Genomic DNA, 11,556 nt, shown 5'->3' on the forward strand with positions numbered 1-11,556 from the left:
GCGTTTCAGACCCCCCGTACGGACAGCACGTCCATCCGCGAGGGCGTCCCCGCCGCCTTGCCGCAGCTCTCCGGGCGGGCCGGCTCGCTGGCCGCCTCGATCACGTCCACCTCCCAGGACCGCCCGTCCCGGTGCAGCACCGTCACCAGCCAGCGGCCCCCGCCGTCCGGCCGCTGGGTGAGCGTCAGCACGTCCACCCCGGTCTCGCCGGTGGCCAGCCGCACGGCGTGCTCGGCCGCCTGGCCCGGACGCTCCCAACCCGAGCAGCCCCGCGACCACTCCGGCACCACGTGCCCGGCCGCCGTCGCCGCCAGCACCTCCTTGGCCGTCTCCGGCGTCAGCCGCCCGTACGCGTAGCCGTACGGCAGCACCAGCATCGTGGGGGAGAAGCGGTGCCCGCCCAGGTGGGTCACCTCCCGCACCTCGCTGTGCCCGGCCGCCGCCAGCTCCGCCGCGAGCGGACGGCCCAGCAGCGCGCAGCAGCGGTCCCGCCGCCCGTTGGTGCACACCAGGGCCACCGGCCCGCCGACGTGCTCCGTTCCGAAGCCGGTGTGGTCACCGGCGCCCAGCGCCGCGAAGTCCAGCTCCAGCAGCTCCGCCGGATCCGCCACCCCCGCCCGGCGCACCCAGCCGCGGCCGGGCACCGTGTGCGCCACGAGCACCTCGTGGCGTGCGGTCGGCAGGCAGTCGGCGTGCCGCCCGGGCCGCCGGATCAGGGCCACCCGCACGCCCGTCCCCGCCGCGGCCGCCTCCAGCGCCCGCCCGACCGCCGCGTCCAGGTGGCTCTCACCCAGCGCCTTCGCGCCCCACGGTCCGTTCTGCTCCACCAGCAGCCAGGTGGTCGCCACCGCCGCCGTCGCTGCCAGCGGCTCCGAAAGTTCACGCGACACGGTCGCACAGGTGCTCACCCCGGCAAGGCTACCCTCACCTGATCACCCTCACCCGGCTCACCCGAACGCGGCCCTCACCCGCTGCGCCACCTCCTCGTCCACCGCGTCGTACATCGGCTCGGAGACGGTCGGGAGGTCGGCGAACTCCAGGTGGATGCTGCGGACGACATCGGCGAACAGCTCCGAGTAGAGCACCCAGTCCTCGGGGCACGGGGTGCTCAACTCCAGCGAGAGCAGCTGGGACTCGTTCGGCAGCGGCAGGTGCACCTGGATCACCGAGGTGGTCAGCACCCCGTCGACGAGCGGGACCGCCAGGCCGTCCAGCGGGGTCGACCCGTCGTCGACCGGGGTCGCCACGGCGTCGATCACCGCCACCGCCCGCCCGGCCGGCAGCTCGACCGCCGTCACCTCCGCCTCCGGACGGGACAGGGCCAGACGGGTGAGCAGGAAGTCCACCGCGCCCGGGTAGTCGGTCCCGACCAGGGGGCACACCGAGGCCACGATCGACGCCGTGCTGGGGCGGCCGTCCACGTCCACCAGGCACATCCCGGCGTGGATCACCCCGGCCTCGGCCATCGGCGGGATCAGCTCGGCCAGCGCCACGGCCCAGCGCACCCGCATCTCCTCGGGATGGGAGGCCAGCACCTCGCAGACCAGCTCCCAGAGCTCCTCGGCCACCTCGTCGTCGGTGCCCAGCACCGGGACCTCGTGGAAGGCGGGCGGGACGACGAAGCGGATCTGGAGCCGGGTGTCCTCGGTGGCTGTCGGAATGTCGGACATCGGGCCTTCCACGGAGGTCATGAGGGCTTGCGGATCCGGTTGCGGACGTCCAGCCAGGACGGCGGGACGGGGACCGGGACGCCGTACGCGCGGGCCTCGATCAGCAGGTCGAGGTAGGCGGCGGCCCGGTCGCGCAGGCCGGAGCGGTGCCAGGTCCAGAGTTCCTTCAGCGCGGGGAAGGCGGCGAGCACGCCGATGCCGATCAGCCCCATGCCGAGGGAGGTGAGCTGCCGACGGTGCTCGGCACCGGCGGGGTCCATGCCCAGGGGGGCGACGATCATGCCGACGACCACGGTGAGGATGAAGATCCTGCCCCACGTGCTGATCTGCTGGCGGGAGCGCTTCACGGCGGTGAGCAGCCCCCTGGCGGCCTGCTCGTCCAGGAAGTCGAGGCCGTGCGGAGCACCGATCTCACGGGCCCGGGCGGCCAGCGCCGGATGGAGGGTGAGCGCGCCGACCGGCAGCACCGGGAACTTCGGGTCGATTACGGCGTCGGTCGGCCACCATGAGCCGTGCAGCGCGGGGGCGGAGGACGGGGGAGCGGCGGAGGGGTGCGCGGTCGGAGCGGCGGGGTACGGCGCCGGGGCGGCAGGCGGCTGTGGAGCGGTTGCGGCGCTCTCTTCCCAGGAGGCCCGATCGGCATCGACTCCCCACTCGGCGGGAATCCGGACCGTCAGTCCCGCGCGCCTGGCGTGGTTCAGCAGACCGATGTACGTGGTGAAGTGCACTGAGGCGGCGTCCTTCTCCGAAGCGCGGTGCGCACCCCATGCCCAGAGTGCGATGCCGGCCGGAATCCCCAGGATCACTGCTGCCCAGTTGCCAGTGATCGAGGTGGCCGCGATCGCCATGATGATGAGCAGCCACGCCAGCTCGGAGTAGGAACCCACTCGGTTCCGTAGCCTCAGATGTCTGGTCACCACCTCGCGTGCCACGTGGTCGTGCAACAGGTTGATCCCATAGAGGGTTTCGGCCCGCCGCGCGGCCTCGGCCACCTCGGGCACCGCGGCGATCCTCCCGCCTTCGACGGGGAGCGTCGCATGGAAATCGTTGGCCATGGGTCTCTCCTCTCAGCCGACGGCGTTCAGGAACGGTGTGGACGGCAGACGGTAGGCGGGCTTGGGCACTCCGGGGGCGACGATGTGGGACTCCCTCTCCTTCTCCTCTTGGTCCTTCTCGTAGTTCCGGTAGAGGCTGTGGGAGAGCCCGCCCGCCTTGTTCGAGATCGTGATCATGCCGGGGTCCACCTCGACGCCGGTTTTCTTGAGCCCGCCGACGATGGCCCTGGTCGACAGGGGGTTGCGGGTCATCTCGTACAGGGACGTGCCGGCACCACGGGTCCGCGCGGCGACACCGGATCCCTTCGCGAGCTGCATCGACTCCCTGAGGTTGCCGACGTGGGCCTTGACCTTGTTGACGACGCCCGGGACCTTGGCCGCCTTGGCTGCCTTCCCAGCGGTGGCGAAGCCCTTGATGGCGCCGACACCGGGGATCACCCCGAGCCCGTCCAGCCCGATCTTCAACCAGGAGACGTCCTGTCCACGGGACTTGGCGATGCCGTGACCGGCCATCGCGGCCGCGCTGGTCAGCATGGCCGCAGCGCCCAGCACCGGGCCCGCGACGGGGATCGCCAGCGCCGCGATCGCCAGCCCGGCGGAGATCTGGGACAGGAGGTCCGCGTGCTCGGCCAGGAAGTCCAGCGACTTCTGCCAGGCATGCTCCACCTTGTCCAGCATCTTCTTGAGGAAGTTCGGGTCCGGCGGGTGGTGCCGGGACGCCTCCATGATGGCCTTGGCGGCCACCTCGGCCTTGTTCTTGTGGTCCGCGAGCTGCTTGCGGCCGTTGGCGATCACCTCGTCGAGCTGGTGCACGAGCTGCTGCTGGGCCTGGAGTTTGGCCTCGAAGTCGGCCTTGGCCTTCGTCCGGGCGGCCGCGTCGGTGGACTGCGCGGAGGCGTCGAGGGCCTTTCCCGCGGTGTCGCACTGGACGTTCATGTCGCCCAGTCGGGAGCGCAGTTCGACGGCTTGGGCCTCCATGGTCCGGCCGGTGGAGAGCAGTCCGGTGAGCTGGGTGTGCCAGGTCTTGAGGGCCCGTGAGCAGGTGGCCATCGATTCGTGGCCCTGGGTGAGGTACTTGGGCAGTTCGCCCAGTTTGCCGGCGAAGTTGCGGGCCGCCTCGCCCTGCCAGGCGCTGCCCTCGGAGCCGAGGTCGGCGAGCGCGTGGCGCAGTTCCTCCAGTTCGCGGGCGACGGCGTCGACGTCCGCGTACATCTTGGCGATGGCCGGGAGGTCCCCCGGGGCCGGGCAGAAGCCGAGGCCCGGCCAGTTCTTGTCACTCATGGTGGAAGTCAGTCCCCTGGGTGTTGGCTCAGGTCGCGCCGAGGCCCTTGGCGGTGCCCTGCTCGTTGTCCCCGTAGTTCTTGAGCGAGGCGTCGAGGCCTTCGCGCAGGCCGTGGGCGAGCTTGGCCATCCGGCCGATGCCGCCGTGCCAGTGGTCCTCGAAGCCCTTGCAGGCCGAGTCGAGCCGCTCGGTGCCCAACTGCTTGCCCTTTCCGAGGTTTTCGAGGCTCTTGGCGACCGCCCCCATGCGGTTGCCGCACTCGTCGAGCTGCTTGGACACGGTTCTCATCCGGCCCATGTCGATCTTGAATTCTTCGGCCAACTCCCCGTCCCCCCAATGCATGTGGCGCGATATGGAGCACCTGTTCGGTGAACCTAACCCATGGGTGGGCAAAGTTCGGGCCATGCCCGGGAATTGGAGATCGCCCTTCCGCATTCCCGGTCGGACGGGCACGAAAAAGCGGAGGGGCACCGGATGATCTCCGGTGCCCCTCCGCTCGTACGGGTGCCGTTACGCCGGGCCGGCGACCACCGCGATCGGGGTGGTGACCGGGGTGCCGGAGCCGTCGCGGCGCGGGTCGCGCTCGGGCAGGTCGACCGGGGCGCCCTTGGCGGTGGCGGCGCGGGCCGGGGCGGCGCCGGCCCAGGCGAAGGTCAGGGCCTCCTCGCCGCGCAGGAATCGCTGGCAGCGCACGCCGCCGGTGGCACGGCCCTTGCGCGGGTACTGCTCGAACGGGGTGACCTTCCAGCTCGTCTGCTCGCCGTCGGAGAGCGTGCCCGTGGCCGTGGCCACCGAGACCACCACCGCGTCCGCCGCCGGGTCCACCGCCGTGAAGGACAGCACCCGCGCGCCGTCCGACAGCTTGATGCCCGCCATGCCGCCCGCCGGGCGGCCCTGCGGACGCACCTGGCCCGCCGGGTAGCGCAGCAGCTGGGCGTCCGAGGCGATGAAGACCAGGTCCTCCTCGCCGGTGCGCAGTTCGACCGCGCCCACCAGCTCGTCACCCTCCTTGAGGGCGATCACCTCGAACTCGTCCTTGTTCGCCGGCCACTCCGGCACCACCCGCTTCACCACGCCCTGCAGCGTGCCCAGCGCCAGCCCCGGCGAGGACTCGTCGAGGGTGGTCAGCGCCAGCGCCCGCTCCCCGTCCTCCAGCCGCAGGAACTCGCCCACCGCGGCCCCGCCCGCCAGCGTCGGCGACGGTGTCGGCGGCAGTGCCGGAAGGTCGATCACCGGCAGCCGCAGCACCCGGCCCGCGGACGTCACCACGCCCACGTCCGCCCGTGCCGTCGCGTGCACCGCCGACACGATCACATCGTGCTTCGCCCGCTTCTCCGACACCTCGAACGGCTCGCCGTCCGCCGTCCGCGCCAGCAGGCCCGTCGACGACAGCAGCACCCGGCACGGGTCGTCCGCGACCTCCAGCGGCACCGCCAGCGCCGCCGAGGGCACCGCCCCCGCCTCCAGCAGCACCGTGCGCCGCTCGGTGCCGAACTGCTTCGACACCGCGCCCAGTTCGGACGACACCACGCTGCGCAGCTTGGTGTCCGACTCCAGGATCTCGGTCAGGTCCGCGATCTCGGAGGTCAGCTTCGCCTTCTCCTGCTCCAGCTCGACCCGGTCGAAGCGGGTCAGCCGGCGCAGCGGGGTGTCCAGGATGTACGCGGTCTGCGTCTCCGACAGCGAGAAGCGCTCCATCAGGCGCTCCTTCGCCTGCTGGGCGTTGTCACTCGACCGGATGATCGCGATGACCTCGTCGATGTCGACCAGGGCCACCAGCAGGCCCTCGACCAGGTGCAGCCGCTCCTCGCGCTTGCGGCGGCGGAAGTCGCTGCGCCGGCGCACCACGGTGAAGCGGTGGTCGACGTAGACCTCCAGCAGCTCCTTCAGCCCCAGCGTCAGCGGCTGGCCGTCGACCAGCGCCACGTTGTTGATGCCGAAGGTCTCCTCCATCGGCGTCAGCTTGTACAGCTGCTCCAGCAGCGCCTCCGGCACGAAGCCGTTCTTCACCTCGATGACCAGCCGCAGCCCGTGCTCGCGGTCGGTCAGGTCCTTGACGTCCGCGATGCCCTGGAGCTTCTTCGCGTTGACCAGGTCCTTGATCTTCGAGATGACCTTCTCCGGGCCGACGTTGTACGGCAGCTCGGTGACCACGATGCCCTTGCGGCGGGCCGTCACCGCCTCCACCGTCGTCGTCGCCCGGATCTTGAACGTGCCGCGGCCCGACTCGTACGCGTCCCGGATGCCCGACAGGCCCACGATCCGCCCGCCCGTCGGCAGGTCCGGACCGGGCACGAACCGCATCAGCGTGTCCAGGTCGGCGTTCGGGTGCTTGATCAGGTGCCGGGCCGCGGCCACCACCTCGGAGAGGTTGTGCGGCGGCATGTTCGTCGCCATGCCGACCGCGATGCCCGTCGCGCCGTTCACCAGCAGGTTCGGGAACGCGGCCGGCAGCGCCAGCGGCTCCTGCTCGCTGCCGTCGTAGTTCGGGCCGAAGTCGACGGTGTCCTCGTGGATCGACTCCACCATCGCCATCGAGGCGGCCGTCAGCCGCGACTCGGTGTAGCGCATCGCGGCCGGCGGGTCGTCGTTGCCCAGCGAACCGAAGTTGCCGTGGCCGTCGATCAGCGGCAGCCGCATCGAGAACGGCTGCGCCATGCGCACCACGGAGTCGTAGATGGACGCGTCACCGTGCGGGTGCAGCCGGCCCATCACCTCCCCCACCACGCGCGCGCACTTCACGTGCGCGCGCTCGGGGCGCAGGCCCATCTCGTTGGCCTGGTACAGGATCCGGCGGTGCACCGGCTTCAGGCCGTCCCGTGCGTCGGGCAGCGCACGCGAGTAGATCACCGAGTAGGCGTACTCCAGGAAGGAGCCCTGCATCTCGTCCACGACGTCGACGTCGAGGATCCGCTCCTCGAAGTCTCCGGGCGGCGGGGTCTGCGAACTGCGGCGGGCCATCGCGGCGGGGCTCCCTTACGTGTCGCTGGCTGTGTCTCGGTAGGTCGTCGGTCGGTCGCCGAACGCCCGGGGGCGGTCGTCGGCCGTCTCCGCACCGTCCCGCCGCCGGACCCGTCAACCGGGTGCCGCCGACAGGGCGCGGCGCCCCCATTGTGGACCCTCTCGCCGACACTCCCGGTCAGCGGCCCTCTTCCGCCCCTGGCGAACGGCCCCGTCCGCGCGGACACGAACACGGCTCCCGCACGTTGCACCACAATGGGGGACGCCACACGAACCCCGACATCGACGACGGGAAGGACCCGAGCGCATGGCCAACCCGGCCCCCGCCTCCAGCCGAGGCATCGCCATCACCGAGCACCGCCTGGCCAACGGCCTGCGCGTCGTCCTCTCCGAGGACCACCTGACCCCGGTCGCCGCCGTCTGCCTCTGGTACGACGTGGGCTCCCGCCACGAGGTCAAGGGCCGCACCGGCCTCGCCCATCTCTTCGAGCACCTGATGTTCCAGGGCTCGGCCAACGTCTCCAACAACGGGCACTTCGAGCTCGTCCAGGGCGCCGGCGGCTCGCTCAACGGCACCACCAGCTTCGAGCGCACCAACTACTTCGAGACCATGCCCGCCCACCAGCTGGAGCTCGCCCTCTGGCTGGAGGCCGACCGGATGGGCTCGCTGCTCGCCGCGCTCGACGAGACGTCCATGGAGAACCAGCGCGACGTCGTCAAGAACGAGCGCCGCCAGCGCTACGACAACGTCCCGTACGGCACCGCCTTCGAGAAGCTCACCGCGCTCTCGTTCCCCGACGGCCACCCGTACCACCACACGCCGATCGGCTCCATGGCCGACCTCGACGCGGCCACCCTGGAGGACGCCCGCACGTTCTTCCGGACGTACTACGCGCCCAACAACGCCGTCCTGTCCATCGTCGGCGACATCGACCCCGAGCAGACCGTCGCCTGGGTCGAGAAGTACTTCGGCTCCATCCCCGCGCACGACGGCAAGCAGCCCCCGCGTTCGGGCGAACTCCCCGAGACCATCGGGCGGGAGATCCGCGAGGAGATCCACGAGGACGTCCCCTCGCGCGCCCTGATGGCCGCCTACCGCCTCCCGCACGACGGCACCCGCGAGGCCGACGCCGCCGACCTCGCCCTCACCATCCTCGGCAGCGGCGAGTCCAGCCGCCTCTACAACCGGCTGGTCCGCCGCGACCGCACCGCCGTCGCCGCCGGCTTCGGCCTGCTGCGGCTGGCCGGCGCCCCCAGCCTCGGCTGGCTCGACGTCAAGACCTCCGGCGACGCCACCGTCGAGCGGATCGGCACCGCCGTCGACGAGGAGCTCGCCCGCTTCGCCGCCGAGGGCCCCACCGCCGAGGAACTCGAACGCGCCCAGGCCCAGATCGAGCGCGAGTGGCTCGACCGGCTCACCACCGTCGCCGGCCGGGCCGACGAACTGTGCCGCTACGCCGTCCTGTTCGGCGACCCCAAGCTGCTCAACGACGCCCTCCCCAAGGTCCTCGACGTCACCGCCGAAGAGGTCCAGGCCGTCGCCAAGGCCCGGCTCCACCCCGACAACCGGGCCGTCCTCGCCTACGAGCCGACCGCCGCCGCCGAGACCGACGCCGACTCCGACGCCGCTTCCGAAGAGGAGGGTGCCGCCGTATGAGCACCGACTTCGTTCCCGCCATGACCTTCCACCCGCAGCCCCGGCCGGGCACGCCCAGCCCCTGGGACTTCCCCGCCCCCGAGCGGGCCGCCCTCGGCAACGGCATCACCGTCCTGCACTGCCACCGGCCCGGCCAGCAGCTGGTCGCCGTCGAGGTCCTGCTCGACGTCCCGCTCGCGGCCGAGCCCGAGGGCCTCGACGGCATCGCCGGGATCCTCGCCCGCGCCTTCAGCGAGGGCACCGACAGCCTCAGCGCCGAGGAGTTCGCCGCCGAGCTGGAGCGCGCCGGCGCCACCCTGGACGCGCACGCCGACCACCCGTGCATCCGGATCTCGCTGGAGGTCCCCGCCTCCCGGCTCCAGCGCGGCCTGTCCCTGCTGGCCGATGCCCTGCGCGCCCCCGCGCTGCCCGAGGCGGAGATCGAGCGGCTGGTCGCCAACCGCCTGGACGAGATCGTCCACGAGCAGGCCAACCCCGCCCGGCGTGCCGCCAAGGCCCTGTACGCCGAGCTCTTCGACGCCGCCGACCGGCTCTCCCGGCCCCGCGCCGGCACCGCCGACACCGTCAAGTCGATCGACCGCGCCGCCGTCAAGGCCTTCTACGACGCCCACGTGCGCCCCGCGACCGGCACCGTCGTGGTGGTCGGCGACCTCACCGGGGTGGACCTGCCGGCGCTGCTGGAGAGCACCCTCGGCACCTGGACCGGGACGGCCGTCGAGCCGTCCGTCCACGCCCCGGTCACCGGCGACGACCGCGGCCGCGTCGTCATCGTGGACCGCCCCGGCTCCGTCCAGACCCAGCTGCTCATCGGCCGGATCGGGCCCGACCGCCACGACCCGGTCTGGGCCGCCCAGACCCTCGGCACCTACTGCCTCGGCGGCACCCTCACCTCCCGCCTCGACCGCGTCCTGCGCGAGGAGAAGGGCTACACCTACGGCGTGCGCGCCTTCGCCCAGCCGCTGCGCTCGGCCGCCGACGGCAGCGGGCGCGCGATGCTCGCCATCAGCGGCTCGGTGGACACCGCCTCCACCGCCCCCGCGCTGGCCGACACCTGGACCATCCTGCGCACCCTCGCCGCCGAGGGCCTCACCGACGCCGAGCGCGACGAGGCCGTGCAGTTCCTGGTCGGCGTCGCCCCGCTGAAGTACGAGACCGCGGGCTCGGTCGCCGGCACGCTGGCCGACCAGGTCGAGCAGTACCTGCCGGACGACTACCAGGCCGAGGTGTACCGGCAGCTCGCCGAGCTGCGCACCGCCGCCGCCACCGAGGCGGTCGTCGCGGCCTTCCCGCCGGACCGGCTGGTCACCGTCCTGGTCGGCGACGCTGCCGTGATCGCCGACGACGTGCGGGCGCTCGGCATCGGCGAGGTCACCGTCGTCAGCTGACGCCTCTCGCCGTTCCGTCCGGCCCGGTGGAGCACCCGCTCCGCCGGGCCGGACGCGTTTTTAAATCCATTGCGGGCCGCACCCGTTCCGTGGATAGATGTTCCCCGGCGCACAGCACGTGCGCACTGCGACGAGGGAAGGGAGGCGGTCACCATGCGGGTCGAGCAAGCCATACGACGACGCTCCCCAAGGCCGTACTCCCCCCGTACCGCGACCCTGGGCGTCTGAGCCCAGCCCTGAACTTCCCCGAGCCGCGCCGGGATCCTTTCGCGCGGCACCCCACCCTTCTGCGAACCACCCGACCTCTGGAGGTCGTTCAACCATGACGTACACCGAGGTGCCCGGCGTCCGGGTCCCGATCCGGATGTGGACCGACCCGGCGACGGTCGAGGGCCAGGCCCTCCAGCAGCTGCGCAACATCAGCTCCCTGCCGTGGCTGCACGGCCTCGCCGTGATGCCCGACGTCCACCTGGGCAAGGGCGCGACGGTCGGCTCCGTCATCGCCATGAAGGACGCGGTCTGCCCGGCGGCGGTCGGCGTCGACATCGGCTGCGGGATGAGCGCGGTGAAGACCTCGCTCACCGCCGAGGACCTCCCGGACGACCTCTCCGTCCTGCGCCGCGAGATCGAGCGGGCCATCCCGGTCGGCCGAGGCCTGCACACCGACCCGGTCGACCCGACCAAGCTGAACGACTTCCGCGCGGCGGGCTGGGACGACTTCTGGCAGCGCTTCGACGGCATCGCGGAGGACGTCAAGTGGCGCCGCGAGCGGGCGATGCAGCAGATGGCGACGCTCGGCGGAGGAAATCACTTCATAGAACTGTGCGTTGATACGACCGGTGCGGTCTGGCTGATGCTGCACTCCGGATCGCGCAACATCGGCAAGGAGCTGGCCGAGCACCACATGGGCGTCGCCCGCGCGCTGCCGCACAACCAGGGCCTGATCGACCGGGACCTGGCCGTCTTCCTGGCGAAGACCCCGGAGATGGCCGCCTACCGCCAGGACCTGTTCTGGGCGCAGGAGTACGCCAAGAACAACCGCGCGCTGATGATGGCGCTCTTCCAGGGCGTCGTCCGGCGCGAGTTCACCAAGGCGGAGGTCACCTTCGACGAGGTCATCAGCTGCCACCACAACTACGTGGCGGAGGAGCGGTACGACGGCGTCGACGTGCTGGTGACCCGCAAGGGCGCGATCCGGGCCGGCTCCGGCGACCTCGGGATCATCCCCGGCTCGATGGGGACGGGTTCCTACATCGTCCGCGGTCTGGGCAACGCGTCGTCGTTCAACTCCGCCTCGCACGGCGCCGGCCGCAAGATGAGCCGCACCGCGGCGAAGAAGCGGTTCACCGCCCGGGACCTGGTCGAGCAGACCAAGGGCGTGGAGTGCCGCAAGGACGGCGGCGTGGTGGACGAGATCCCGGGCGCCTACAAGAACATCGAGAAGGTCATCGAGCAGCAGAAGGACCTCGTCGAGGTGGTCGCGCACCTCAAGCAGGTCGTCTGCGTCAAGGGCTGACCGAAAGCCGATCGGGGTGCCGCCACGGTG

The 11,556-nt window shown here is 71.8% G+C and carries 9 protein-coding genes; 3 read left to right on the forward strand and 6 right to left on the reverse strand.

Going from position 1 to position 11,556, the window contains the following annotated elements; translation table 11 throughout:
• Nucleotides 1-5 precede the first annotated feature (5 nt).
• The 6 genes from ACFVGO_RS21675 to ACFVGO_RS21700 all read right to left on the reverse strand — a co-directional run bounded on the left by ACFVGO_RS21675 (nt 6) and on the right by ACFVGO_RS21700 (nt 6,968).
• Entirely contained in the window at nt 6-908 is a 903-nt protein-coding gene (locus tag ACFVGO_RS21675; protein ID WP_380633469.1) for a sucrase ferredoxin, read from the reverse strand.
• 39 nt (nt 909-947) lie between these two features.
• Entirely contained in the window at nt 948-1,670 is a 723-nt protein-coding gene (locus ACFVGO_RS21680) for a hypothetical protein (RefSeq protein WP_380350882.1), read from the reverse strand.
• 17 nt (nt 1,671-1,687) lie between these two features.
• The gene (locus ACFVGO_RS21685) at nt 1,688-2,725 is read right to left on the reverse strand and encodes a hypothetical protein (protein WP_359912586.1); all 1,038 of its coding nucleotides are present in this window, start codon (nt 2,723-2,725) and stop codon (nt 1,688-1,690) included.
• A 12-nt stretch (nt 2,726-2,737) separates the two neighbouring features.
• Nucleotides 2,738-4,006 carry a hypothetical protein gene (locus ACFVGO_RS21690; RefSeq protein ID WP_359912583.1) on the reverse strand — a complete coding sequence of 423 codons (1,269 nt, stop codon included), beginning with the start codon at nt 4,004-4,006 and terminating at the stop codon, nt 2,738-2,740.
• Nucleotides 4,007-4,034: 28 nt separating this feature from the next.
• On the reverse strand, nt 4,035-4,328 hold the full coding sequence (locus ACFVGO_RS21695) for a hypothetical protein (RefSeq protein WP_359912580.1): 294 nt from the start codon (nt 4,326-4,328) through the stop codon (nt 4,035-4,037).
• Nucleotides 4,329-4,517: 189 nt separating this feature from the next.
• A complete protein-coding gene (locus ACFVGO_RS21700) occupies nt 4,518-6,968 on the reverse strand; it encodes a DNA topoisomerase IV subunit A (RefSeq protein ID WP_359912578.1) in 2,451 nt (816 codons plus the stop codon).
• Nucleotides 6,969-7,275: 307 nt separating this feature from the next.
• Between ACFVGO_RS21700 and ACFVGO_RS21705 the strand changes: the two genes are divergently transcribed.
• The 3 genes from ACFVGO_RS21705 (at nt 7,276) to ACFVGO_RS21715 (ending at nt 11,526) form a co-directional block, all read left to right on the forward strand.
• Nucleotides 7,276-8,625, forward strand: a complete 1,350-nt coding sequence (locus tag ACFVGO_RS21705) for a pitrilysin family protein (protein ID WP_359912575.1) — start codon at nt 7,276-7,278, stop codon at nt 8,623-8,625.
• Between the two features lie 20 nt (nt 8,626-8,645).
• Entirely contained in the window at nt 8,646-10,010 is a 1,365-nt protein-coding gene (locus ACFVGO_RS21710) for a M16 family metallopeptidase (protein WP_380633483.1), read from the forward strand.
• A 322-nt stretch (nt 10,011-10,332) separates the two neighbouring features.
• Nucleotides 10,333-11,526, forward strand: a complete 1,194-nt coding sequence (locus ACFVGO_RS21715; protein WP_380350885.1) for an RtcB family protein — start codon at nt 10,333-10,335, stop codon at nt 11,524-11,526.
• The last annotated feature ends 30 nt before the right edge of the window (nt 11,527-11,556 follow it).

The organism is Kitasatospora sp. NPDC057738, assembly GCF_042798815.1.
Lineage (GTDB): Bacteria > Actinomycetota > Actinomycetes > Streptomycetales > Streptomycetaceae > Kitasatospora > Kitasatospora lactacystinica.

Bases quoted from the DNA above. Each gene is read 5' to 3' on its own strand.
- ACFVGO_RS21680 (WP_380350882.1), bottom strand. From the start codon at position 1,670: ATGTCCGACATTCCGACAGCCACCGAGGACACCCGGCTCCAGATCCGC.
- ACFVGO_RS21685 (WP_359912586.1), bottom strand. From the start codon at position 2,725: ATGGCCAACGATTTCCATGCGACGCTCCCCGTCGAAGGCGGGAGGATC.
- ACFVGO_RS21690 (WP_359912583.1), bottom strand. From the start codon at position 4,006: ATGAGTGACAAGAACTGGCCGGGCCTCGGCTTCTGCCCGGCCCCGGGG.
- ACFVGO_RS21700 (WP_359912578.1), bottom strand. From the start codon at position 6,968: ATGGCCCGCCGCAGTTCGCAGACCCCGCCGCCCGGAGACTTCGAGGAG.
- ACFVGO_RS21705 (WP_359912575.1), top strand. From the start codon at position 7,276: ATGGCCAACCCGGCCCCCGCCTCCAGCCGAGGCATCGCCATCACCGAG.
- ACFVGO_RS21710 (WP_380633483.1), top strand. From the start codon at position 8,646: ATGACCTTCCACCCGCAGCCCCGGCCGGGCACGCCCAGCCCCTGGGAC.
- ACFVGO_RS21715 (WP_380350885.1), top strand. From the start codon at position 10,333: ATGACGTACACCGAGGTGCCCGGCGTCCGGGTCCCGATCCGGATGTGG.